Annotated in this window: 24 protein-coding genes, 1 pseudogene and 1 riboswitch; of the genes and pseudogenes, 14 read left to right on the top strand and 11 right to left on the bottom strand. The window is 44.2% G+C overall.

The features are described from left to right. Positions 1-9: 9 nt before the first annotated feature. The 3 genes from ilvN to ilvD form a co-directional block, all read right to left on the bottom strand. Positions 10-534 carry an acetolactate synthase small subunit gene (gene ilvN, locus SFC25_RS12965; protein WP_367540367.1) on the bottom strand — a complete coding sequence of 175 codons (525 nt, stop codon included), beginning with the start codon at positions 532-534 and terminating at the stop codon, positions 10-12. Beyond that, positions 531-2,264, bottom strand: coding sequence for an acetolactate synthase large subunit (gene ilvB, locus SFC25_RS12960; RefSeq protein WP_411215679.1), 1,734 nt, complete (start codon positions 2,262-2,264; stop codon positions 531-533). The genes ilvN and ilvB overlap by 4 nt, the downstream gene beginning before the upstream one ends. A 320-nt stretch (positions 2,265-2,584) precedes the next feature. Beyond that, entirely contained in the window at positions 2,585-4,252 is a 1,668-nt protein-coding gene (gene ilvD / locus SFC25_RS12955) for a dihydroxy-acid dehydratase (RefSeq protein WP_411215678.1), read from the bottom strand. Between the two features lie 417 nt (positions 4,253-4,669). Between ilvD and SFC25_RS12950 the strand changes: the two genes are divergently transcribed. The 6 genes from SFC25_RS12950 (at position 4,670) to SFC25_RS12925 (ending at position 13,107) form a co-directional block, all read left to right on the top strand. Further along, the gene (locus tag SFC25_RS12950; protein ID WP_411215677.1) at positions 4,670-7,723 is read left to right on the top strand and encodes an NTTRR-F1 domain; all 3,054 of its coding nucleotides are present in this window, start codon (positions 4,670-4,672) and stop codon (positions 7,721-7,723) included. A gap of 138 nt (positions 7,724-7,861) precedes the next feature. After that, positions 7,862-9,655 carry a M3 family oligoendopeptidase gene (locus SFC25_RS12945; protein WP_411215676.1) on the top strand — a complete coding sequence of 598 codons (1,794 nt, stop codon included), beginning with the start codon at positions 7,862-7,864 and terminating at the stop codon, positions 9,653-9,655. 138 nt (positions 9,656-9,793) lie between these two features. Next, positions 9,794-10,639 carry an ABC transporter ATP-binding protein gene (locus tag SFC25_RS12940; RefSeq protein ID WP_411215675.1) on the top strand — a complete coding sequence of 282 codons (846 nt, stop codon included), beginning with the start codon at positions 9,794-9,796 and terminating at the stop codon, positions 10,637-10,639. After that, entirely contained in the window at positions 10,636-11,370 is a 735-nt protein-coding gene (locus SFC25_RS12935) for an ABC transporter permease (protein WP_411215674.1), read from the top strand. Before SFC25_RS12940 ends, SFC25_RS12935 begins: the two co-directional genes overlap by 4 nt. Positions 11,371-11,378: 8 nt before the next feature. After that, complete coding sequence (locus SFC25_RS12930) at positions 11,379-12,524, top strand: sensor histidine kinase (protein WP_411215673.1); 1,146 nt, start codon at positions 11,379-11,381, stop codon at positions 12,522-12,524. Continuing rightward, positions 12,499-13,107, top strand: a complete 609-nt coding sequence (locus SFC25_RS12925; RefSeq protein ID WP_411215672.1) for a response regulator transcription factor — start codon at positions 12,499-12,501, stop codon at positions 13,105-13,107. The genes SFC25_RS12930 and SFC25_RS12925 overlap by 26 nt, the downstream gene beginning before the upstream one ends. Before the next feature lie 40 nt (positions 13,108-13,147). Here SFC25_RS12925 and SFC25_RS12920 read toward each other — a convergent pair whose 3' ends face one another. Then, positions 13,148-14,521: a peptide MFS transporter gene (locus SFC25_RS12920; protein WP_411215671.1), complete on the bottom strand. Its 1,374-nt coding sequence runs from the start codon at positions 14,519-14,521 to the stop codon at positions 13,148-13,150. 208 nt (positions 14,522-14,729) lie between these two features. After that, positions 14,730-14,829, top strand: a riboswitch (TPP riboswitch). 84 nt (positions 14,830-14,913) lie between these two features. Here SFC25_RS12920 and thiT point away from each other — a divergent pair. Continuing rightward, complete coding sequence (thiT, locus tag SFC25_RS12915; protein WP_411215670.1) at positions 14,914-15,480, top strand: energy-coupled thiamine transporter ThiT; 567 nt, start codon at positions 14,914-14,916, stop codon at positions 15,478-15,480. 37 nt (positions 15,481-15,517) lie between these two features. Here the strand turns inward: thiT and SFC25_RS12910 are convergent, their stop codons facing one another. Further along, on the bottom strand, positions 15,518-15,868 hold the full coding sequence (locus SFC25_RS12910) for a YflT domain-containing protein (RefSeq protein ID WP_411215669.1): 351 nt from the start codon (positions 15,866-15,868) through the stop codon (positions 15,518-15,520). Positions 15,869-16,060: 192 nt separating this feature from the next. Between SFC25_RS12910 and SFC25_RS12905 the strand changes: the two genes are divergently transcribed. Both SFC25_RS12905 and SFC25_RS12900 read left to right on the top strand, forming a co-directional pair. Beyond that, positions 16,061-16,417, top strand: coding sequence for a hypothetical protein (locus SFC25_RS12905; RefSeq protein WP_411215668.1), 357 nt, complete (start codon positions 16,061-16,063; stop codon positions 16,415-16,417). Between the two features lie 140 nt (positions 16,418-16,557). Next, entirely contained in the window at positions 16,558-17,052 is a 495-nt protein-coding gene (locus SFC25_RS12900) for a class I SAM-dependent methyltransferase (RefSeq protein ID WP_411215667.1), read from the top strand. Positions 17,053-17,080: 28 nt separating this feature from the next. Here the strand turns inward: SFC25_RS12900 and SFC25_RS12895 are convergent, their stop codons facing one another. Then, positions 17,081-18,430 carry a dihydrolipoyl dehydrogenase family protein gene (locus SFC25_RS12895; RefSeq protein ID WP_411215666.1) on the bottom strand — a complete coding sequence of 450 codons (1,350 nt, stop codon included), beginning with the start codon at positions 18,428-18,430 and terminating at the stop codon, positions 17,081-17,083. Between the two features lie 144 nt (positions 18,431-18,574). Between SFC25_RS12895 and SFC25_RS12890 the strand changes: the two genes are divergently transcribed. Beyond that, positions 18,575-18,985: a YwpF family protein gene (locus tag SFC25_RS12890; RefSeq protein ID WP_411215665.1), complete on the top strand. Its 411-nt coding sequence runs from the start codon at positions 18,575-18,577 to the stop codon at positions 18,983-18,985. A gap of 83 nt (positions 18,986-19,068) precedes the next feature. Continuing rightward, on the top strand, positions 19,069-20,433 hold the full coding sequence (locus SFC25_RS12885) for a TrkH family potassium uptake protein (RefSeq protein ID WP_411215664.1): 1,365 nt from the start codon (positions 19,069-19,071) through the stop codon (positions 20,431-20,433). A 43-nt stretch (positions 20,434-20,476) separates the two neighbouring features. On the opposite strand, the pseudogene SFC25_RS12880 reads toward SFC25_RS12885, so the two are convergent. Next, positions 20,477-20,554: pseudogene (locus SFC25_RS12880) on the bottom strand (YjcZ family sporulation protein); the annotation flags it as partial. 388 nt (positions 20,555-20,942) lie between these two features. Between SFC25_RS12880 and SFC25_RS12875 the strand changes: the two are divergent. After that, entirely contained in the window at positions 20,943-21,170 is a 228-nt protein-coding gene (locus tag SFC25_RS12875; protein WP_306452922.1) for an aspartyl-phosphate phosphatase Spo0E family protein, read from the top strand. Between the two features lie 33 nt (positions 21,171-21,203). Here SFC25_RS12875 and SFC25_RS12870 read toward each other — a convergent pair whose 3' ends face one another. Beyond that, positions 21,204-22,364 (bottom strand): aminotransferase A, encoded by a 1,161-nt coding sequence (locus SFC25_RS12870; RefSeq protein ID WP_411215663.1) that lies wholly within the window; start codon positions 22,362-22,364, stop codon positions 21,204-21,206. A gap of 108 nt (positions 22,365-22,472) precedes the next feature. Here SFC25_RS12870 and SFC25_RS12865 point away from each other — a divergent pair, with 108 nt between their 5' ends. Both SFC25_RS12865 and SFC25_RS12860 read left to right on the top strand, forming a co-directional pair. Then, entirely contained in the window at positions 22,473-22,610 is a 138-nt protein-coding gene (locus SFC25_RS12865; protein WP_411215662.1) for an FbpB family small basic protein, read from the top strand. A 118-nt stretch (positions 22,611-22,728) separates the two neighbouring features. Next, entirely contained in the window at positions 22,729-23,001 is a 273-nt protein-coding gene (locus SFC25_RS12860) for a hypothetical protein (RefSeq protein WP_411215661.1), read from the top strand. On the opposite strand, the gene SFC25_RS12855 is transcribed toward SFC25_RS12860, so the two are convergent. The 3 genes from SFC25_RS12855 to trhA form a co-directional block, all read right to left on the bottom strand. Then, entirely contained in the window at positions 22,998-23,471 is a 474-nt protein-coding gene (locus tag SFC25_RS12855) for a YkyB family protein (protein ID WP_411215660.1), read from the bottom strand. The genes SFC25_RS12860 and SFC25_RS12855 overlap by 4 nt on opposite strands. Positions 23,472-23,556: 85 nt before the next feature. Beyond that, complete coding sequence (locus SFC25_RS12850; protein ID WP_411215659.1) at positions 23,557-24,417, bottom strand: metallophosphoesterase; 861 nt, start codon at positions 24,415-24,417, stop codon at positions 23,557-23,559. A gap of 71 nt (positions 24,418-24,488) precedes the next feature. Beyond that, complete coding sequence (trhA, locus tag SFC25_RS12845; protein WP_411215658.1) at positions 24,489-25,121, bottom strand: PAQR family membrane homeostasis protein TrhA; 633 nt, start codon at positions 25,119-25,121, stop codon at positions 24,489-24,491. Positions 25,122-25,300 lie beyond the last annotated feature (179 nt).

Raw genomic sequence — 25,300 nt, 5'->3', positions numbered from 1 at the left:
TCTCCATTTTTAATTAGTTATAAGTGAATACGTGTTTCCATCCGCTGTTTGCGGCTGATGCCCACGTAGGAAGGCCGTTACACCAGTTCTCGTCAATTCCTTGATTCCATAAGGCCGGACAAGCTCGAGGAAAGCCTCGATTTTATCCGAATCACCAGTTACCTGAACAATCATGCTGTCCTTGCTGATATCAACTGCGCTCGCGCGGAAAGGAGCAATGATGCTTTGCAGCTCATTCCGGCTGGCGGGGGGACAGACGACTTTTACGAGTGCCAGCTCCCTGGCTACTATGGCGTGATCGGTAATATCGGCTACTTTCAGTACGTCAATCTGCTTATGAAGCTGTTTTGTGAGCTGTTCCAGCTTCTGCATGTCTTCTACTTCAACGACGAAGGTCATGCGGCTGATTTGCTCCACCTCAGTTTTGCCTACTGAAATACTATCGATATTGAATTGTCTTTTCTGCATCAAACCTGTTATCCGGTTCAGCACACCGCTCCGATTCTGAACGGTTGCGGTAATGATTCGCTTCATCGACTCACTCCAATCATTTCGTGCAGCCCTTTTCCGGGTGCAATCATTGGGAACACATTTTCCTGTCGCAGCACACGGCAGTCAATTACGACTGGTTCGTCGGACTGAAGCAGGGAAGGGAGCTCTGCTACTAGCTGCTCTTGCGTGTCCAAACGAACTCCTTTAATGCTGTAGCTATCTGCCAATTTGACGAAATCCGGCTGTATATCCAGCAGTGACTCGGAATAACGCTCTTGGTAAAAGAATTCCTGCCACTGCCTGACCATGCCGAGACTTTGGTTGTTGACTATCAGTATCTTCACCGGCAGCTTTCGCTCTTGCAGGACGGATAGCTCCTGCATGGTCATCTGGAATCCGCCATCACCGACTACGCTGATCACTGTACTGTCGGGACTTGCCAGCTGTGCTCCGATTGCAGCAGGGAAGCCGAATCCCATCGTGCCGAGTCCGCCAGAGGTCACCCAGCGATTGGGCTGGTCAAAATTGTAATATTGTGCGGCCCACATTTGATGCTGCCCGACATCGGTCGTGACGATAGCATTTCCTTTGGTTGCTTTATGGACGGCCTGCATGACCCATTGCGGAATAAGATCTTGTGCAGGGTTGTTGAACCATAGCGGATAATCTTCTTTGTACTGCTGCAGATGATTTCTCCATGTCTGGATGTCTGGTATAACTGCTTCTGCTTTTTGGAGTTCTTCCAGTGCAGCCTTCGCATCAGACACGACTGGAATGCTTGTAGGTATGATTTTGCCGATTTCCGCCGGGTCGATATCGATATGTGCGATTGTTGCTTGGGGTGCAAAATGCGCCAAGTTCCCTGTAAGGCGATCATCGAATCGGGCACCTACGTTAATTAGCAAATCACATTCATATAGAGCACGGTTGGCTGCGTATGTCCCATGCATGCCTGCCATGCCGAGAAATTCCGGTTCACTGGCTGGAAAGGCGCCTAGTCCGAGCAGGGTAGAGGTTACCGGCAGCTGGAAACGCTTTGCAAATGCTTGAACTTCTTCCGATGCTTTTGCATGTAAGATACCTGCTCCTGTCAGCAAAATAGGGCGTTTCGCAGTTGATATTGCCTGAATCAGTTTTTTGATTTGATTGTTATTCGGCTTCATGGTCGGCTGATAACCAGGAAGATGAATAGATTCCTCAATAGCTGCTGTTTGGTAAATTTCACCTGAAATATCCTTAGGGATGTCTATTACTACAGGTCCAGGCCGGCCAGTTGTCGCGATGTAGAACGCTTCTTTTATGATGCGCGGCATATCTTCCTGTCTTTGAACTTGGTAGTTATGTTTTGTGATGGGAGTGGTAATCCCCATTACATCTGATTCCTGGAAAGCATCTGTTCCGATGACGCTTCTGCCTACTTGGCCGGTAAACACGACTAGAGGCAGGGAGTCCATCATGGCGTCGGCAATTCCAGTAATGAGATTTGTTGCACCAGGTCCAGATGTTGCAATGACAACTCCAGGCTTTCCTGAAACACGAGCATATCCTTCAGCAGCGTGTATGGCTCCTTGTTCATGGCGTGTCAAGATGTGCTGGAACTGAGGTTCTGCACGATACAAAGCATCATAAATCGGTAAAACTGCTCCGCCTGGATAGCCGAAAATTGTATCAACACCTGCAGCTTGCAGTGCCTCTACAAATAAATCAGCACCCGTTTTCGGAACTTCGGCAGCAGGATTTCTTTCTTGTACGGCTTGAGCCTTTACCTTCATGGTTATATCCCTCCAATAGATTTTGTTATATAAAAAAAGCCTTTTTTCTCCATTCAAGCAATCTTGCAAGAAATGGGGAAAAAAGACTTTGCTTTTCTCGGTACCACCCAAGTTCACAGCTTCCTTACGGTAAACTGCCTCATGGAGCTGCATTTGCCAGCTCCGTTTTGGTAACAGGTGCTGTACACCTGGCTCAGCCTACTGTAATTCAGCTTCGCGCTCAGGGAGGAGAGATGACGGATTATACTGCCAGGCTTCCAGCGTCCCTGGCTCTCTGTGAATATAATGATTCCGTCTCTATGGTCCCGTCTTCGGTTTGGTTATATTTTCATGACCCCGCCAGTGTTAGCTGAGGTTACGAGTTTTGCATATTTTGCTAAGTAACCAGATTTGATCTTAGGTTCCGGCTGTTTCCAATTCTGACGGCGTGTCTCCAGAACATCTTCATCAACCAGCAATTCAATGCTGCGTGTTTCCAGATCGATCAAAATTGGATCACCATTCTCAACAAATGCTATTGGTCCGCCTTCTGCAGCCTCCGGAGAAATATGTCCGGCAGAAATGCCTCGGGTCGCGCCTGAGAAACGGCCATCTGTTATCAAAGCGACTTCTTTAGCTAACCCGCGTCCCGCAATAGCGGAAGTAGGGGAGAGCATCTCGGGCATCCCAGGTCCCCCTTTTGGACCTTCATAACGGATGACGACGACATGTCCTGCCTGCACGGTTCCGTTCGTGATGCCTTCCTGTGCCTCATCTTGTGAGTCAAAGACAATTGCTTCACCTAGGAATTTCTTAATGGATGGATCAACAGCACCGACTTTTATGACACTGCCGTCGGGTGCAAGATTACCGTACAGGATACTTAGACCGCCAACTGGACTGTAGGGGTTATCCAATGGACGAATAACCTCTTTATTTAAGATCTCGTAGTCTTCCACATTCTCAGCTATTGTCTTACCGGTGATGGTAATCCGCTCCTTATGAAGAAGGCCATCGATCTTGCATAACTCGTTGATGATTGCACTGACTCCTCCGGCTAAGTGGACGTCGTGCATGGAATAATCTGACGCTGGACTGATTTTGGAAAGGTAAGGAACCTTCTCTGCAATCTTATTTATATCTGCAAGATCATACTCGATGCCAGCTTCATGCGCGATAGCGATAGTATGAAGAACGGTATTCGTTGATCCGCCCATAGCCATATCCAAAGCGAAGGCATTATCAAAGGTTTCCTTCGTCATAATGTCGCGCGGACGGATATCCTCTTTGACAAGCCGGATAAGGTGTCTGGCAGCTTCATAGATCAGTTCATGCCGTTCGTCGGATGTTGCTAGCAGTGTTCCGTTTCCAGGAACGGTCATGCCGAGCATCTCCATTAGGCTGTTCATGGAGTTTGCTGTGAACATACCGGAGCAGGATCCGCAAGTCGGACAAGCAAGCTGCTCGATTGTTGCCAATTCCTGTTCGGTCATGGTACCGTTCTGCACGGCACCTACACCTTCAAACATGGAAACAAGGTTCAATGGTTTCCCGTCTGGACTTACACCAGCTTCCATCGGGCCTCCGGAAACAAAGACAGAAGGTACATTCGTTCTGGCTGATGCCATCAGCATGCCCGGTGTAATCTTATCGCAATTCGGTATATAGAAGACGCCATCGAACCAATGCGCCTGTATGACAGTTTCTGCGCTATCCGCAATGATTTCCCTGCTTGGTAAGCTGTAACGCATGCCGATATGGCCCATTGCGATGCCGTCATCTACACCAATCGTATTAAATTCGAAGGGGATACCGCCTGCCTGGCGAATTGCATCTTTCACTACTTCAGCAAATTTGTTTAAATGCATGTGTCCTGGAATGATGTCGATGTAAGAGTTACAAACACCGATGAATGGTTTTCCTAAGTCAGACGTCTTTACACCGGTCGCATGCAGCAAACTGCGGTGCGGAGCGCGGTCAATCCCTGTTTTGATCATGTCACTTCGCATTGGATCAAAACACCTCCCAGTTGCAAAAGTTCTCTTTCTCTTTACCTGTTGAACGCACATAAGTTAATTGCATTGAATAATTTGAAAATTCATTTATTTGATTAATTGTCAGTTATCATAACGCCTAACCCAAGCTAGGTCAACAGCTATTTGAATAAATTTTCAGATTCTTTAAATCATTCAAACTATTTGTAAGCGCTATCAATACGTTAGTGCAGGGACTGATTGTAAGAAAATCTGGCAGAAAATTTTTTTATAGCCCTTAATTTAGTGAAAGCTACAACTTGTACATATATGGAAAAGTTATAGGAATATAGGTCAAACAAGGGTTCAGACAGGATTTAATTTGAATAGTTATAGGAGAGAAATTATGTGGATTGGTACTCATTAATTATTTGGAGGAGGCATAAAAAAACGATGCCTGACCAGAACATCGTAAGAAATGGCGGATTTGAATCTGGCAGTCTGGCACCTTGGGTCGCATCTAACGCATCAATCACCCAGCAATACACGCACAGCGGTAACTATGCAGCCAGGCTGGACGGTGGTCAAGAGACAGCTTTCATTGCACAATACGTGACTCCTGTTATAGCAGCCTATAACTATAATGTATCTGTTTATTTGGCAAGGGAGAGTGAACAGCCTGCACCAAGTGTTCAAATACAATTAATCTTTCTTTCAGCAAATTTCCAAACGCTAGAGCGAGGATTATTGTTAGATATACCTTCAGACAGTATACCTGTAGTCTCTCAACAAGGTTGGAGAAATGTTACAGGTATTTCCGTAACAGCACCTCAAGGAACAGCTCAAATTTTCCTGCTGGTTAACACTTTGCCTGATCCTGCTTTTGGCAGCATACTAGTGGATGATGTGAGTCTGTCAATTTATGGGGGCGGAATAGGTGTAACTGGAGTAACAGGTCCTACAGGTGCAACAGGGGTAACAGGACCGCCTGGAGTACCAGGAGTATCCGGACCAACTGGACTTACTGGAGCGACAGGACAAACAGGGCCAACTGGACTTACCGGGGCAACTGGAGAAACAGGATCCACCGGACTTACTGGAGTTACCGGAGAAACAGGATCAACTGGTATCACTGGAGTGACAGGGGAAACGGGATCGACCGGACTTACTGGAGTTACCGGAGAAACAGGGTCGACTGGCCTCACTGGAGTTACCGGAGAAACGGGATCAACTGGCCTCACTGGAGTTACCGGAGAAACAGGATCGACCGGACTTACTGGAGTTACCGGAGAAACAGGAACCACCGGCCTCACTGGAGTTACCGGAGAAACAGGGCCAACGGGACTAACTGGAGTTACCGGAGAAACAGGAACCACCGGACTCACTGGAGTTACCGGAGAAACAGGATCAACTGGTATCACTGGAGTTACCGGAGAAACAGGAACCACCGGCCTCACTGGAGTTACCGGAGAAACAGGGCCAACGGGACTAACTGGAGTTACCGGAGAAACAGGGTCAACTGGCCTCACTGGTGTTACCGGAGATACAGGACCAACTGGTATCACTGGAGTTACCGGAGAAACGGGATCAACTGGCCTCACTGGAGTTACCGGAGAAACAGGGTCAACTGGCCTCACTGGAGTTACCGGAGAAACAGGATCAACTGGTCTCACTGGAGTGACAGGGGAAACGGGATCGACCGGACTTACTGGAGTTACCGGAGAAACAGGGTCAACTGGCCTCACTGGAGTTACCGGAGAAACAGGATCAACTGGTATCACTGGAGTTACCGGAGAAACAGGACCAACTGGTATCACTGGAGTTACCGGAGAAATAGGAACCACCGGACTTACTGGAGTTACCGGAGAAACAGGATCAACTGGCCTCACTGGAGTTACCGGAGAAACAGGATCAACTGGCCTCACTGGAGTTACCGGAGAAACAGGATCGACCGGACTTACTGGAGTTACCGGAGAAACAGGATCGACCGGACTCACTGGAGTTACCGGAGAAACAGGACCAACTGGTATCACTGGAGTTACCGGAGAAACAGGAACCACCGGACTCACTGGAGTTACCGGAGAAACAGGATCAACTGGTATCACTGGAGTGACAGGGGAAACGGGATCGACCGGACTAACTGGAGTAACCGGAGAAACAGGACCAACTGGTATCACTGGAGTTACCGGAGAAACAGGAACCACCGGACTTACTGGAGTAACCGGAGAAACAGGGCCAACGGGACTAATTGGAGTTACCGGAGAAACAGGGTCAACTGGCCTCACTGGTGTTACCGGAGAAACAGGATCGACCGGACTTACTGGAGTGACAGGGGAAACAGGATCAACTGGCCTCACTGGTGTTACCGGAGAAACAGGATCAACTGGTCTCACTGGAGTGACAGGGGAAACGGGATCAACTGGACTTACAGGAGTGACAGGAGAAACAGGATCGACTGGACTCACTGGGGCAACAGGAGAAACGGGATCAACTGGATTCACTGGGATTACCGGAGAAACAGGGCCAACTGGACTTACAGGAGTGACAGGAGAAACAGGATCGACCGGTCTCACCGGGGTGACAGGAGAAACGGGATCGACCGGCCTCACTGGGATTACCGGAGAAACAGGACCAACTGGTGTTACTGGAGAAACGGGATCGACCGGACTTACAGGTGTGACAGGAGAAACAGGGCCAACTGGCCTCACTGGGGTTACCGGAGAAACAGGATCAACTGGTCTCACTGGTGTGACAGGGGAAACAGGACCAACTGGACTTACTGGAATTACCGGAGAAACAGGACCAACTGGCCTCACTGGGGTTACCGGAGAAACAGGGCCAACTGGTATTACTGGAGAAATAGGATCAACCGGGCCAGCAGGAACTACCGGTCCAACTGGAGCAGTCGGGATTACAGGACCAGCAGGAACCACCGGCCCAACCGGAGCAGCCGGAGTAACAGGTGCTGTTGGAGTCACCGGCCCAACTGGAGCAGTCGGACTAACAGGGCCAGCCGGAATCACCGGCCCAACTGGAGCAGCTGGACCAACCGGCCCGACTGGAGTTACAGGAACTACTGGCCCGACAGGCTCTACGGGTAGTGCCCTTCCTTCTGTTAGTGCCATTGCAGCGAGCCAGGCCACCACAGCACTCCCAGTCCCTCTAAATACGGATACAGTAATCAACACGATTACTCCAGCAGTAGTGGCAGGCAATAATGTGAAATTGGATTTAACTGCACAGATTGCATTTGTCGCAACTGCGAACTGGTCAGTAAGTGTCACTGCGACTTTGCGGAGAGATGCCACCATTCTTAATCAGGTGATTGTCAGCAGATCAGGTACAGCTGCGGGAACTTATCGGGTCATTGTACCGAATACGTTTGTAGATGTGATTACAACTACTGGAGTGGCTACCTATACAGTGAGCGTAACAGTAGTATCAACTTCGAATATCACATCAGCTACTGCAGAAACCCGTAATCTTAATGGTACACGATTCGCATAAACACAATAGAAAGGTCATAGCTTTCTTTTAGCTATGGCCTTCTTGTTTTACATTCATGCCGAAAAATATCGAACACTAAAACTTTTCAGTCAATATAGCAAAGCGTATAATAGAAAGGTAGTTTAAGGAGGTATACATATGACAAACAAATATGGGCAAACATGGGATTTGAATGCAATTTTCCCTGGTGGTAGTGATTCTGCCGCTCTTGCAGAATTCGCCGATAAAGCAGATCAAGCTTTACTTGATTGGAAACAGGCTCTGGAAGCCTTTCAAGTACCGGATCAGGCAGAGGATACTGCTGGCCTGGTACGTATTGTGGAAAAGTGGGAAACATCTGCTAAACATGTATTCGAAATCGTTGCATTCGTTGAATGCCTTGTAGCACAGGATGTGACAGATAAGAAAGCGAAGCAGTGGTCTGGAAAGAAAGATGAACTTATGGCCGCTTACAGCGGAACGCTTACTGGTGTAGATCAAGTCATCACACGAGTACCTCAGCAGACATGGGAGCAGCTTCTTGAGCAGCCGGAATTGATTGATTATGCGTTTGTTCTTGATGAGCGCAGAAAAGAGGCGGCTGAAAAACTTTCGCCTGAACAGGAAGTGTTGCTGAATGATTTGGCTATTGATGGCTACCATGGCTGGGGAGCGATGTATGACACGATTGTCGGCAGCATCCAAGTGCCATTGGAAATCGATGGTGAAGAAAAGCACTATTCTGTCGGACAAGCGGCTAATAAACTGGACGCTTCCGATCGTAAAGTAAGACAGCATGTTTTTGCTAAAATGCAGGAAGCTTGGACGGAAAAAGAAGATTTCTTTGCAGAAACGCTTAATCATCTTGCAGGCTTCCGCTTGCAGACTTACAAGCATCGGAAATGGGACAGTGTGCTGAAGGAGCCGCTGGCTTATAACCGTATGTCACAAGCAACACTTGACGCTATGTGGGGAGCTATTTCAGATGAGAAAGAATCATTTGTAAAGTATCTGCAGCGTAAAGCTGAAATTCTCGGTTTGGAAAAATTAAGCTGGTATGATATCGATGCGCCGTTAACCTCGGCGACCAAGCATGTATCATACGATGAAGCGGCTGACTTTATCGTGAAGAATTTCCGGACATACAGCAGCCAAATGGCAGATTTCTCCCAACAGGCATTCGAGAAGCGTTGGATTGAAGCAGAAGACCGTAACAGCAAACGTCCTGGCGGTTTCTGTACCAGCTTTCCAGAAAAGAAAGAAAGCCGAATCTTCATGACGTTCAGTGGTACTGCTTCCAACGTTTCTACGCTAGCTCATGAATTAGGTCATGCTTATCACAGCTATGCAATGAATGATGTTGAGCAGCTGAACCAGGAATATGCAATGAATGTGGCTGAGACAGCTTCAACATTAGCAGAATTAATCGTTTCCGATGCTGCAGTAAGAGAAGCAGCGACGAAGGATGAGAAAATTGCGTTGATTGAAGAGAAGATTCAGCGCAGCATCGCATTCTTTATGAATATCCATGCACGCTTCTTATTCGAGACAAGATTCTACGAAGAACGTAAAAATGGTTTGGTATCTGCTGCCCGCTTGCGCGAGCTAATGGTCGAGGCTCAAAAAGAAGCATATAATGACCAGCTTGACGAGTATGATCCGACTTTCTGGGCATCCAAGCTGCATTTCTATGCAACTGATGTACCGTTCTATAATTTCCCGTATACATTCGGGTTCTTGTTCAGTACCGGTATCTACGCAAAAGCAGCTGAGAATCCGGAAGACTTTGAACGTTCCTACAATGCTTTGCTGGAGGATACTGGCCGTATGACAGTTGAAGATTTGGCTATGAAGCATTTACAGGAAGATTTGACAGACAAGGCTTTCTGGCTGAAAGCGATCGAAGTTTGCAAGCAAGACATTGAGGAATTCTTGAAACTAACTGCCGAATAAAGCGTTTATTAATGCAACCGGAAAGATGGTTATTACTATCTTTTCGGTTTTTTTATGACAAATGTCATCTCTTTGTGTGACAATACTTTCTTACTAAAGATGTTCTGCCTTGTTAAACTCATAACAGGAGGTGGAAGCATGCTGAAATTGAATCATATTAGTAAATCATTTCAAGGACACGCAGTGCTGGAAGATATAACTTTCCAAATCAAAGAAGGGGAAAGTATTCTTCTGCTTGGAGCAAATGGAGCAGGTAAATCAACGCTGCTTAAGATCATCATGCAAATGATCAGACAAGATCATGGCAAGATGATTTGGAATATAAAGAGACCGCAGATAGGCTATGTACCACAGGCACCCTCTATGATAGCGAATTTGACAGTCAAGCAATTTGCTTCCTATGTGCTGGCGTTACATGGAAGAAAGGCACAAACTTTTGATGTTTTACAACAGGCAGGACTGGAAGCCAAAAGTAAAGTATTGGCCGAGGATTTGAGTGTGGGGCAGATGAAGCGTCTATTATTCCAGCTTGCTGCAGCGACAAAACCTAAACTGCTGATACTCGATGAGCCAACAGCAGGCATGGATATGGAGGCAAAGCAGATATTTCGAAAACAGCTTTCAGCAGCTCGTGAGGATGGGGCCAGTCTTTTACTAACTAGTCATATCTTGTCCGAGGCCGAAGAGCTTACTGATCGATTATTGTATTTGGAAGGCGGCGTGATAAAGGAAGACCGGACAATCAACGAAATTAGGCTGCGGAAGCAGTCTATCAGCTTCCGGACAGTGGGTAGAAATAATACCTTGCTTGTATCTATGGGATATATGTACAAGGAAGGCATTTTTCATAAATTGAGTAATGATGCGGCTGAAGATCTGAAATACTTGATCGAAAAAGGTATTCAACTAAAGCAGCTTGAGATAAAAGGTGATACTTTAGAGCGCTATGTAGATGAATTGCATAAGAAGGAGATGCGCTCATGAGACCAATTATTCTCACGGTAAAAATGGAGCTGCAGCGTATGATAAAGGATAAATATTTTTTGTTTTATTCTTTACTGATGCCTTTTATCCTTTATTGCTTGTTCACTTATATGAGTCGAGGTTCTTCAGTGAATGGAATTGATTTTGATTATTATTTTTTGATTTCCATGACTTGCTACAGCTTGGTAATGACTTCAGTCCAAACATTCGGTATACAAATTATGCATGATCGTAAACAAACCTGGATGAATTACTTGTTTACCCAACCCATAACACGACCACAATACTTCATCTCCCGTATCATGACGCAGCTTATATTGAATATAGTGATTGTCTCTCTGTTTTTCTTTATTATAAATCTCTGGAAGCAATTCGATCGACCTTTTAGTGAGTGGATGATGACCAGTTTATGGCTTCTGAGTGGATCAACCCTTTTTCTTACGATCGGCATCTTAGTTGCTCAGTCGAGAAAAATTGAGACTGCTTCTGCTACATCAAACATTGTAGTGCTTGGTTTAGCTATCGTGGGAGGTCTGTGGATGCCACTGAACTCATTTCCGGTATGGTTGCAAACGATTGGGGAGTGGCTGCCATCCTACTTGTATGCGCAAGGGGCTTGGAGTATTGCTGCAAATCAGGGTATAGATTTTTCCAATATTATAATTATTGTCTGTTATTTTTTGGTATGCTTTATATGCGCAATGTTATTGCAGTACAGGAAGAGGAGCTGAGTGCATAGATGAAAAACTTTCGCTTATTTCCGAAAGAGGATGGCTATATACCACATCTTTGGTTGGTGTACTTCTATTATTCTTGCCTGAATTTAATTCACCTTGAAGGTTTTTCATTTTGGTTCACGTTGCTTATTCTTGCTGCGGTCTTTATGAGCTACCGAGAGATTTTCTGGAGACCTGAACGGACGTTTGTTGTTTCCATGATTATGACACTGCTTATTTCTTCTCTCGTTTTCTTAGTATCCGTATCTTATTTTTATTTACTTCTATATGCAATGAGCATGCTGTATGGATTAAAGAAGCCAAGGGAATTCTGGTTAGGATATGCTGCAATCAATAGTGTGACAGTAGGATTGCTTTTTATAGATATCTTTGGCCCCTTTGAACTGGTTTGGGGATATATATTGCCAGGTATCTTGATTGGATTGATCACGCCGGCAATATGGAAAATACAAGACAGATGGTATCGTAAATGGGAGTCAGTCAATAAGGAACTTAACGAAGCAAATCAACGTGTCGAGGAATTGATCAAGGAGCGGGAGCGAGACAGGATTGCACGTGATTTACATGATACGGTAGGACAGACGTTATCGACTATATCAGTAAAAAGCGACATATCCAAGAAGCTTCTATATAAGAATCAGGAGAAGGCAAAACAGGAATTGCATGATATCCAGCTGCTTGCCAGAAATTTGCTTCAAGAAATGCGTGAAATTGTAAGTGATTTACGGTTGGTTTCCTTACAGGAAGAAGTGAAAGCGGCTCGGCAGAGATTAAACGAAGCCGGTATTGTTTTAAAATTGGAGCAGCAGACAGACTTGGTTAAAGATAGTTCGAAGGAAACGATGCTTGGTTATATTATCAAAGAAGCTGTCACAAATGTAATCCGTCACAGCGGCGCTGCAATGTGTAAAATTCGTGTCAGTGCAACCGAAAACGAGATTGAGTTAGAAGTGGTGGATAATGGCAGCTTTAAAAGCACCGCATGGCAGGAAGGAAACGGTATGAATGGAATCAGAAAAAGAGTGATGCTGATGAAAGGCAGTGTAGAGTTTAAAGCCAGTCAGTCAGGCGGATTCCATATGACAGTTGTTATACCGATGCAAACGGAAGGAGAAGTCATACATGATACGTATGCTGTTGGCGGATGATCAGAACATGCTTCGAGGTGCTATGGCAACGATGCTCGAGCTGGAAGATGATTTTGTTGTAGCACACCAGGCTGGTGCGGGAGATGAAGTCATCCAAGCACTTCAAATGCAGACGTTCGATTTGCTCATTCTTGACATCGAAATGCCGAATTGTAACGGTTTAGAAGTCGTCAACTGGTTACGGCAGCATAATCGGGCAGAAAAAGTGCTCATGCTGACGACATTTTCCAATACGGCATATGTAAAGCAAGCCATAAAGATGAATGTAGAAGGTTATTTACTGAAGGATACGCCAAGTGAACAGCTCGCTCATGCGGTAAGGGATATAGTCTGTAATGGGCGCATAGTAATCAGTCCGGAGATCACGTACCAGTTCGTCCAAGGAGATAATAACCCATTGACGGAACGGGAAAAAGAAATTCTTCAACTTGCCGAAAGAGGATTGTCTACAAAGCAAATTGCTGCGGAACTGTTTCTTTCACCAGGCACAGTCCGAAATTACTTTTCTGAACTTCTGGACAAACTGGGAGCTCAAAATCGTTCGCAAGCGCTATTCATGGCTAAGAAAAAGGAATACATATAAAAAAACACAGCTCCAAAAACGGAACTGTATTTCTTATGAGTTAGTCTCTTGCATCCAGCATGGACTGCAGTTTTTTGGAAACCGCCAGCAGGATGATACCTACCACGATAGCCACTGCGCCAATGGTGCTGAAAATTTCAACATAACCTAGGGATTCTGTTAATGCAGCTAGCTTTCCAGCGATTAGACTGGCGATACCAGTTGCAGCCATCCAGACACCCATCAATAGTGAAGCAATCTTGATTGGTGCTACTCGGCTTACCATCGATAGACCAACAGGTGACAGACATAGCTCACCTAAGGTATGGAACAGATAAGTGAAGACGATGAATAGAATATTGGCTTTGTGTACCATATCAGCTTCGTCACTGCCTGTATAAAGCACAGCAGGAACTAAAATCATGAATCCTAATCCTAATAGGATCATACCCATGGACATTTTTGTAGTTGTACGGAAATCTCCGCGTTTGGATTTACTTAATTTCATCCAAACAGCAGAAACGATTGGTGCAAGAATGACAATGAACAACGGGTTCACGGATTGGAACCAGGAAACAGGTATTGTGTAACCACCGATACTCCGGTCGATGAAGTCCCTTGTATAAAGTGTCAGCGAAGTACCTGCCTGCTCGAATCCAGCCCAGAAGAAAATGATGAATACAGCTAAAATCAACACTGCACCAGTACGCTTCTTGTCTGCTGATGTCATTTTTGCAGGTACACCCTCTGCAGCTATATTAGTGCGCGCAGGTTTTGTACCAATATCACCTAGATATTTCTTGCCAAGCAAGCTGAAGATCAATTGACCAATGACCATTCCGATGGAAGATGCCAAGAATGCCCATTTGAAACCAAAGTGCTCAATTCCTGCAGCATCCGTTGTATGGAATAGATCCTCTGCAAGGAACCCTGCAACAAGCGGGGAGAAGAATGCCCCGATGTTGATACCCATATAAAAGATGGTGAATGCAGCATCTTTACGTTTATCCAATGGATGATACAACTCACCAACATGTGTTGAGATATTCGGTTTGAAAAAGCCATTTCCGATGATTAGAAGCAGCATACCGATATATAGTCCCCACTGATTGTTGAATAGGAATATTGTGAAATCTCCGATCGCCATTGTTACGCCACCAATTGTGATAGCCGTACGCAAGCCGATATACTTGTCGGTCAAGTAACCGCCGATAATTGGCGTGAAGTAGATGATTCCTGTATACAAGCCATAAATCATTGCTGCTTGCTGTGTATCCATGCCTAATCCGCCGCTGATTGCTGCAGCAGTCAAGTAAAGCATTAGGACAGCACGCATACCATAGTAGCTATATCTTTCCCACATTTCTGTGAAGAAGAGAAGATACAATCCCTTTGGATGCTTCTTCCCTTGTGGGATTGTAGCTGGTGTATCCATTTTAAATCCTCCCTTTTTAAGAACATTGTCCATTATACGTCATAGTTTTTCTCGAATTCAAACAATTTCGTTAGATGAAGTAAAAGTAATAAAATTGCTAAAATTAGCACTTGGGCAATATTTCATATAAAGGAAATAATATTATTCCTTGCTAGCGCTATCATATTTCTATATAATAGATAGACAACAGAAAACAAAACGGTACAAAAAAGCCTGCAGGGGGAGCCATTTCGGCTGAGATGGACGGATGTCCAGACCCTTTGAACCTGTGAGTTAGCACTCGCGTAGGGATGTAGCTTCTTTGATGGGGAAACAATGCACATTGGGCCATCGGAAGGATCCCACTGCAGCATTGTTTTTTTGTTGCATTCTTTATTAGGGGAGAAAAAAATATGCAATCAAGAAGCAAGGTTTTATTTTTAGTTGAGGTAGCAATATTCGCTGCACTGGCATTCGTACTGGACTTATTTTCATTTAAAGCCTGGGCGCAGGGAGGCAGCATTTCCTTGCAGATGGTTCCGATATTCTTAATGGCGTTTCGCTGGGGCTGGAAAGGCGGACTGACAACAGGATTAGTTGTAGGTCTTCTGCAATTAGTCACCGGCCCATATATCATACATGTTGTCCAAGGTTTTATGGATTATCCTCTAGCATTCACTTTAGTTGGTTTGGCAGCTGTAACAGCTGGCTCAGCCAGAAAAGCAGCTAAAGAGAATAACCGGACTAAACTTATTGGATTCTTGATCATTGGAACATTGATTGGCAGTATCGGGAGATTCGCCGCTCATTTTATAGGCGGAATGGTTTTTTTCGGATCAGCTGCTGCTCCAGGGCAAACTGTGTGGGCCTACTCACTTATATATAACGGCTCTTATTTGCTGCCAAGCTTTATAGCAAGCATTATCGTTATTCTCATTTTGGTCTTGGCTCAGCCGAAACTTATTTTGCCGAAGAAATAAAAAGAAAGGCACTGTCTTATTGGACAGTGCCTTTCTTTTATATAAGCAAGCCTTCGACATTGTCGGTTTCTGTGACAATCAAGAAGATTTTCCCTTCATCAAGATCCTCTTCAAAATCCTCAGCTTCTTCTTGAGAAAAACCGATTTCCCTTAATTTCGCACGTAATTCATCGCCTTGTTTGCTGAACATGCTGCCAACAGCACTTTTAGCTCCCATCTCGGATAATCCGATAGTATTGGCATCCACTTTACTGGATACTCGTTTTGTCCTGTCATCATCATGAGACAATACATAGATGTTATCTTTGTTTACGCCTTTTGTGCTTAGAAGTTGGATGTCTTCTTGAAGCTTTTCATCATTTGTGTACTCTTTTAAATACGGTTTCATGTAACATTCTCCTTTTTAGCTGATTTGTTGTACTAAATGTTTTCCCGCTATCTAGAAAATAAAACCATCAGTAATAATTACAAAAATTCGATATAGTATGTCTTTTTATTTGCGAATTGACATACAGACGTCCTATGTTGTGATAAACTGAATGTAAATCGAGGTTTCCAGTCCGAGTTAGGAGGAAACAATATGGCAGATATTATTGATATGGATCGAGTTAAGACTAAAAAATGTTTATGTCAGGTCGCCAAAATGAAGGGTATTGAATACGAAATATATTTGACAGTCGTTAAATATGTAGATAAACATACGAAGAATATACTGCCAACTTATACTTTTAAAACGACAGCTTCTGATTTGTTTGAGATATATAATGGGGATCGCGAGCTTTTTTTGAGGAGTTATCATGAATTGCTGCGATATTGGGATATCACGCTGCTTGATGCTGAAAATCCTGTTGATATGGAATTTGAACGATTTCCGAAGATAGGGGATTTATGTTACTTTATTGACCGCAAGATACAGACAGATAAATATACAAGTTGAAAGGACAGCTGGGATGTATCAGCTGTCCTTTTTGTATGAAGGATAGAAAATGCAGATACGTGAGAGTATAGGGAAGATACGTTTAGCTTTCGCATTGGAAGGGCAATACAGAACTAATTGATTCAAAAGGAGAGAGTCGTATGGCGAATAAAACAACAGAAGTTTCCGCATCAGAAGTAGTGGAACTATTGGAAATAGAAGGTGGAGAAAAAGTAATAGTCTTCGGTGCAGGAAATGGGGACCTTGTTATTCCTATCGCACATAAAACAAAGGATCGCGTCACTGCTCTGGAGAAGGATGAATCTTTATTAGAAGAGTTGGCACTTCGTGCAGAGGAGGAGACGCTATCGAATATCGACCGGATGCCGAGCGGATTAGACAGGCTTCTTAATTTTCCCGACGCTTCCTTTCAACGTGGACTTGCAGCATTTGTGCTAGATAGCTTAGATGAACCAGAGCAGGCGGCACAGGAAATGTACAGGGTGACTATCGAAAAAGGTATTATGATAGCGCTTGGCTACAGCAGAGATCACAGCGCAGATCTGCTTGCAGACAAATTGAAGAAAGCAGGGTTTGAAGTATCTCAAGGGGACTTAAATGAAGAAGTATATTATGTGAAAGCATATAAAGCATAAAAAACCGCCAAGCTGGCGGTTTTTTTGTTTATTGAAGCATACTTGGAATATCGCTCTCCACTGTCGGGTAAGCCCAAAGCAAGGACTGCAGCAGGTTGACTTGTGCTTTCATTTCAATTGCTAATGTAAAGACATTGATTAAATGTTCAGCTTGAGCTGCATATACATGCGCACCGACAATGGTTTGCTTTTCTCTGTCTAAAATGATTTTACTGTATCCTTCCTCGAGCCGGGTTATCTTGTTCGTGAAGAAGGAACTCAAATCTTGTTCAATGATCGCATACTTATCCTGTAGTTTTGCAGCCTCGACTGCTCTTACACCAACGGAAGCAATTCCGGGAATCGTATATACAACGGAAGGCTGCGTATGGTTGAAATCGTGCTGCTGTTTTTCTTCCAACATATGCTGGATAACGCGGTTTCCAGCCTCTGATGCCAGAGGTGTAAGCGGCAGTTTTCCGTCATCCGCGCAATCACCTGCAGCGTAAATATGCGGTGCTGATATGCTTTGCTGATTCTTATCCACTTTAATTCCCTTCTTGCTATAGGAAATGGATGTTTGATCCAAACCCATTTCTTGAACATTCGGTGCTCTTCCAGCGCCATGAATGACAATGTCAGCAGAAAGCTTTTCTGTATTGTTTTTAGAGCGGATGGAAACGGAGAATGTATCTCCTTGCTTTTCTACAGCTTCCAGCTCCGTATTCGTTCTAATATAGATACCAAGTTTTTTACTATAGTCAACCAAGCGCTCGACAACGTCTTCATCAAATCCTTCCAGAGGACGTTCTCCGCGATGAATGATAGTGACTTTTCTATTAAAGCGCGCAGCAATATGTGCAAATTCAAAACTGATATATCCTCCGCCAATCAGCACTAATTCCTGGGGAAGCTCATCAAGTTCAAAAAAAGCATCGCTTGAAACTAAATGTTCGAATCCATCAACCGGCAATTTTATGGGAGATGCTCCTGAAGCGATCAGGATATACGAAGCCTGGAGCTTTTCTCCGTTAACCTCTATAGTATGGTCATCAATAAATTGTGCATGCCCTTGGTATACTTCGATACCGTCATTCTCAAATTCTTCTACGGTAGATGCAGGAATCGGTTTCGTGAACGTTTCCTTATGTTCACGTAACTTGCTCCAATCCAGCTGTGCATCTCCAGTCAAACCATACCCCTTCATCCGGTCAAAAGCATCCTGGATTTTAACTGTTTCAATCAGTACCTTCTTTGGATCACATCCCCATTGAGGGCAAGTACCGCCAAATGGTTTATTGTCAATGACAGCCACAGTCCAACCCTTTTTCCTTGCTGCTGAAGCTGTGCTATGGCCACTTACGCCAGACCCTATCACGATTAAATCCAGTTTATGCATAGTATCATCCTTCCTGGCAATATCCTAACTCTGTACCCTGGCTCTATAGCCAGAAAACATTAGATACACAATACATACGGATAGGAGAAGTTCTGATAAGATAGAGAAAAAGACATAATTGGACATGTTAAAAGGAGAGGTACTTTGAAAACATTCAAATTGGTAGAGCTGACTTTATATCCGACAGATCAAGATGCTTTAAACGAAAAGGAAATGAGACTGGCAGAGGGATTGATCATCAACAAGGAAGAAGATAACGAATGGGTGCTGGAAGCAGTCTTGGGTAAAACAGATTTGGACAGTGTACAAAAATTATCGGAAAGCGGTAAAGTACTGCTCGCACAAGTACGAATTACAAAACCAGAAAACCGTCCAGCAATGTTCCTTGTCCAAGTACAGGAAGTGAATGATTTAGGAGAGGAAGGAAACGTCATTATGAAGGGTACGCTTGCAAGGGAAGAAAAACTGGAACTGTTCGCTTCCATTAAAAGCATGCGTCAAGAAGGAATGGAAGAAGAAGAGATATTGACCAGCGGAGCAGGAACCACAGAATAAGTGCACTTGAAAAAGCGAGCTATTCTTTAGTATGCCTGCTATAATAGACAACGTTTAGAACGTGCAATTAAAGGAGCTCTTGTATGCGTACCTATGACCCGCGTTGGCGATGGCTGAATAATATTTCGCCAACCAGATTGATCATCTTATTTTATTTAGCAGCTGTAATTATCTCAACGTGTTTGCTGGCACTTCCAGTCGCTCATAGAGAAGGAACGAATATATCCTTCGTCGACATATTATTTACAGCGGTTAGTGCAATTAGCGTAACAGGACTTGCTTCTGTGCCAATTCATGAATACTTCAATACGACAGGCATTATTTTTATAGCCTTTACGATGCAGCTCGGCGGAATTGGCGTCATGACATTAGGAACATTTGTATGGATGCTGTTCGGTAAAAAGATCGGCTTCAAGGAAAGAAGACTGATCATGGTAGATCAAAATCAAGTGTCGTTTCGCGGAGCAGTTAATCTTATGAAGCAGATATTGGTTGTAGTCCTCTCCATAGAGCTGATTGGATTCCTTGTCTTGGGGACGTATTATCTTCAGTATTTTCCTACTGCGGGAGAAGCTTATTTTCAGGGCTTATTTGCTTCCATCAGCGCAACGACCAATGGCGGTTTTGATATAACAGGGCAGTCACTGATTCCGTTTCGGCACGATTATTTCGTACAATTCGTACATATGCTGCTTATCGTTCTGGGAGCAATCGGATTCCCGGTTCTGATTGAGGTAAAACAGTATATATTTGCTTCAAAGGATGAGCGTACTTTTATTCGATTTTCTCTATTCGCTAAGCTGACAACCATTACTTTCATGGTACTTATTTTTGCTGGTGCAATCATCATCGCTTTGCTTGATTCCAGGAATTTCTTTGTGGGAAAATCGTGGCATGAAGTACTGTTCTACTCCCTTTTCCAATCGGTTACCACCCGAAGTGGTGGGCTGGCAACAATGGATATTGCCCAGCTTACAGAACAAAATCAGCTGTTCATGTCTGCGCTGATGTTTGTCGGGGCATCTCCTAGCAGTGCCGGAGGAGGTATACGGACTACCACCCTGGCATTAGTGGTAATTGCGCTTTATCATTTTGCCAGAGGGAATAAACAGATTACTGTCCTTCGGCGGGAAATCCACCCGGAAGATCTTTTCAAAGCAATCAACGTAACGATCTTCGGGATGATTTTGGTATTCACTTCTGCAGTGATCCTTGCTTCTATTGAGCCGTTTTCGCTTACAGAAGTGTTATTTGAAGTTTGCAGCGCGTTCGGAACGGTCGGCCTGAGTCTTGGAATTACACCAGAGCTGAGTGATGCAAGCAAAATAGTCTTGATGCTGCTTATGTTTCTTGGACGTGTCGGTATACTGACGTTCCTTTATTCCTTGCAGCGGAATTCACAGACAGCTAACTACCACTATCCGAAAGAGCGAATCATCATTGGTTAATGAAAAAGACGGCATCCTAAGATGCCGTCTTTTTTTGTTAGTATTAGCAGTAGAATGCTGCACCAACAATAATCAACAAGATGAAAAGTACAACGATCAAAGCAAAGCCGTTGCCATAGCCGCAGCCACCGCCGCCGTAACCGCCGACATTTTCACAACCGCCACCGTAACCGCCTCCGCCGAAACCGCCGAAGCCACCGTATCCGTAACCCATTCTGTTTCACCTCCTAAAGCTTACACCTTACTATATGGCGCAGAGCGTAAAGGGGTATAGACGTTAGCCCAGTTTCGAATACTATTTCCATCTTGTATTCTGGAGCGTAACCGTGACTATAGACTGGCTCCTTTATGAATAAAGATCTAATTTCGTTCCGTCATCTTTTGCCGAATCATAGGAGAGAAGGTGGAAGCTTGTCAGCCACTTATGTAAAAAGTGTGAAAAGTGCTTGATAAACTTTACATTCATTCGATCTTTTGGCATGATAAGTTATGGAAAAGATTTGTAACTAATGAGGGATAATGGTGATCAAATGATATTGCCTGAACACGCCAGATATTGTCTGCAGCATTCCAATAAACTAATCAATTTAAATAGGCTGACGCAGCAGATTGAGGTACTGCGTGAGCAAATGGCAGAAGTAGCATTTGAGAAGGGGTTTACAAGCAGTGAATCTATTGCGAAAAGCCAGGAATTGGACAAGCTGCTGAATTTATATGAAGCAAAAAGAAAGATATAAAAAAGGACAGGTTCTAAGCGACCTGTCCTTTTGTTATGCTAACTTATTAGTAGATAGAAAACGCTCCAATCGGTCCATTCCTTCTTGGAGCAGCTCCATGCTGTAAGCATAAGAAATCCGCATATATCCTTCCCCGAGATGGGAAAACGCATCTCCTGGTACGATAGCAAGGCCTGCTTTCTCCACTAATGTCAAACCAAGATCCAAAGAAGTCATTTCATTAATCGGGAATTTCGGGAAAATATAGAATGCCCCATTTGGTTTCTCGACAGTCAATCCCATGTTTTCCAAGCGCTTCAAGCAGTAGTCCCTGCGTTCCCGGTATGCTTCACGCATACCAACAGGATCTTTTAGGCCATTTGTCAGAGCTTCGATCGCAGCATATTGGCTGACAGAACTTGCACAAGTAGCGTTATATTGATGGACTTTTAGCATATGGGTGCTCAGCCATGCCGGTGCAAGTGTGAATCCAATTCGCCAGCCGGTCATGGAATGGGATTTACTCAAACCATTAATAATAATCGTCTTATCCCTAACCTGCGGGAAACCGGCAATTGATACATGGGCATTATCATATGTCAGCTCGCTATAGATCTCGTCAGATAAAATGAAGATTTCCTTATCAGCTAAGAAATCCGCTATTTCTTCCAGTTCCTTGTATGTAAGTGTGACACCAGTCGGATTGGAGGGATAAGGCAGGATGACACATTTTGTCTTCGGTGTAATGTATTGTTCCAAAATGGAGGCTGTTAATTTAAATCCATTTTCAGTTGTATCAGCTAAAACGGGCTTTCCTCCAGCCAGCGTGATAAGCGGCTCATAACCTGGATACACTGGACCGGGTAAAATTACTTCATCATCTGGCTGCAGGATAGTCCGCAGTGTGATATCGATAGCTTGTGATGCTCCCACTGTGACTATGATTTCTTCGGCAGCGCGGTAGACGGGAGCGTATTTTGTGTAAAACTCACTGATTGCCTGACGCAAAGGCATAAGACCAGCATTTGGTGTATACGTCGTCTTGTCAGTACGGATTGCTTCGATTCCGGCTTCCTTTACATGAAGCGGGGTAGGAAAATCAGGCTGTCCAATTGTCAGGCTGATCATATCCTCTTTATCAGCCACTAGATTGTAAAAGCGGCGAATGCCGGAGATTTGTATGTTTGTAACGCGCGGATTGATAAGATGTTCCATCTGAAATCCTCCATTGTCATACTTTCTTAACATAATGTTCAAACAATTTTGATTATAACGTGATAGTATTGGGAATAGCTAAAGGAAAATATAAAGGGAGGCTAATTGATGAGACCCCGCAAGCTTTCTTTAGAAGAATTAATCACGCAAAACAAAAATGAGTTATTACAGGATGATCAGGCAATGCTAAAGATAGAAGAGTCGCTGGATGATAAATATGGCATTCCGGCTGATCATATGGAATAACGATTGATACATTATAACATAGTGGAAGAAGACAAGGAATCCTGATTGATAAAGGGATTCCTTTTTGTTTAGCTGGTTATTTTTTAGTCAAAACTGTAAGCGGGAAGGGATGGTAGAAATGATTTTGCCTATAGTAGGCCTGTTAGGTGTTCTGTCTGTTTTTGCAGTTATATTTATCTGTATAAAGTGGCTGGTAAGGAAGCAGTGGTACTATATTCTATTTGTACTATGTGCGCATACGGCATTGGGTAATTTATATCGTAAAGGATGGATACAGTGGGAAGCTTTAGGAGAAAGACTGCTTTTAGTCATGACAATCGTTTGCAGCGTACTCATCTTGATTAGGTTGCTTTCTGTTTTAGGCGGTAAACAGAAAAAGCGCACAGCTTAGCTGCGGCGCTTTTTCTTGTCTGGCCAGGTGAACTGACCAAGTGAGGACGGCGTATAATATGCCGATCTGCTCATAGGTGTTTGCTGTTTTGGTCTGGTATCCTGCTGCGGTAAATCCAAATAGCTGGAAAGGATCCGCTTTGCTTGAGAAAGGGAAAGGTTTGGCCTCGGGTTCCGAAAAGTCTTGTCCAATTCTCCAAGATGCGGCAGTGTCTTGAAATCTTCCTTTGCAGCTGGAATATGGAAGTAATAGTCTGCTATTTGTACCAGCATGGTAGAGTGCTGTCTGCTGAGTTTTGGGTGTTCAGAAAAATGCAAGCCGATTTTCTTTGCCTTGTTCTGTTCCAGCAGTTTCGCTACTGTTTGTTTCTTTAATTGATACAAGTGGCTTGGATCAGAAGCTGTCTTTGCGTGCCGATTAACGACGAACAAAGCTTTTGCTATATCCTCTAATGTCCAGTTCACTTTCATTCGATTAACCTCCTGTTGCAGGAATAGTCCCTATCGGAGAATGGTACTATCGTACAGAAAAGCTGTACAATTGGCAAGCTCTTTCTTATTTAAGCTCGACGTGCTTTGGTCCATGCTGAAGGGTGAGTAGAGATATTTCCGGCGGGCATGCAAAACGAATTGGCATTCTTGTCGTACCGACACCTCTGGAAACGAAAACATGCAAGGGACGTGAGCCAACTTCATAATGGCTATCCACATATCGCCTGCCATAAGGAGGCACAATCACTTCCCCGTAGAAAGGAATTCTTACTTGTCCGCCATGCGAATGACCGGATAATTGGACATCTACTGGCAAATGTCTCACATTCTCTGCTAAGTCTGGTTCGTGTGCCAACAGGATTGTGAAGGAATCATCATCACTATGACGAGTGGCTGCGTGCAGGTTCGGTGTGCTTCGGATGACATCGTCAATACCGGCAAGGAGAATATGATCCTGTCCGCGTTTTAGGAAAGCAGCAGTATTATGAAGGGGTGTGAATCCTCCAGCGTCCATATATTTCGCAACAATTGCTTCGCTTTCGTCACGATAATCATGGTTGCCGTATATCCAGTACTTTCCGAATGGTGCCTGAAGTGTCGTCAGACAATCGACGATCTCTTGCTTCCATTTCAGTCGTATTGGGCGATCGGCAAAATCGCCGGTAAATACGATGACGTCTGCCTGCTGTTCCTGAATATGACGAACTAAACGTTTAAGCTTCCGAATGGAATAATGATAGCCCAAATGTAAATCACTGAATTGAACAATTTTCAGCCCATGAAAAGATTTAGGCAGCCTTTCACTAGTAAGTGTGTATGATTTTGTTACCAGCCGTGCTGGTTCTATATGTCGTGCATACATATATCCTAGTCCAGCTCCGGTTATGATTGTTCCCGCAGCAGCTGAAATCAAAGTCTTTTTCATAACGTGCACCTTCTTTTATCCGTAATAAAGGCACTCTTCCCCGAATGAAGGGGGAGAATGCCTTTTTTGCTTCAGATGAGGAAAAGAATGGCGAAGAAATGGAAAGCAGATCCCGCCAGTACGAACAAATGCCATACGGCGTGATGATAAGGAATCTTTCGCCAAACGTAGAATACAGCACCAACTGTATAGAAAAGACCGCCAATGACCAAGTAAAGAATCGTCTGCTGCGGCAAAGCTGCAAGCATCGGTTCCCAAACGAGAACGATCATCCAGCCCATCAAGACATAGAAAACTGTCGACATAATCAAAAATTTCTTGACGAAGAAAATCTTGAAGATGATACCTGCAAGTGCAATTCCCCAAACGATGCCAAAAATCGTCCAACCGAGCGAGCTTCTGAGGCTGATCAGCAATAAAGGAGTATAGGTGCCAGCTATAAAAAGATAGATGGCTGCGTGATCGATAATCTGGAAAATATCCTTCACTTTTCCCTCAGGCAAGGCATGAACGATGGTCGAAGAAAGATACATAAGCAGCATTGTCGTACCATAGATGGTAACAGAAACAATGATCCAAGGATCCTTCGTGAAGCTTGCCAAGACGATTGCAACAGCAAGGGCTGCAATACTCAGTAAAGCCCCGAACCCATGCGTGATAGAGTGGGCGGCTTCTTCTTTTTTTGTGAAAATATAAGTTTCCAATTATTTACCTCATTTCTGCTTTGTTTCAGTATAAAGCTTTTCTTAGCTTTACACCATAAAAACCGAGTCAATCCTGGAAATATTTTATGGTGCAGCTGCCCAAATGTGACACTTTGAAAACGTTGTCGAAATTGGAAGGCTGCAGAGGGTTGTGGTAAACTGGTAGAGGCGATTGACCT

It is taken from the genome of Terribacillus saccharophilus (assembly GCF_046592595.1).
GTDB classification, from domain to species: Bacteria; Bacillota; Bacilli; order Bacillales; family Amphibacillaceae; genus Terribacillus; species Terribacillus saccharophilus_C.
Note: the sequence above shows the minus strand (reverse complement) of the source record. Positions and strands in the feature narration are given on the sequence as shown.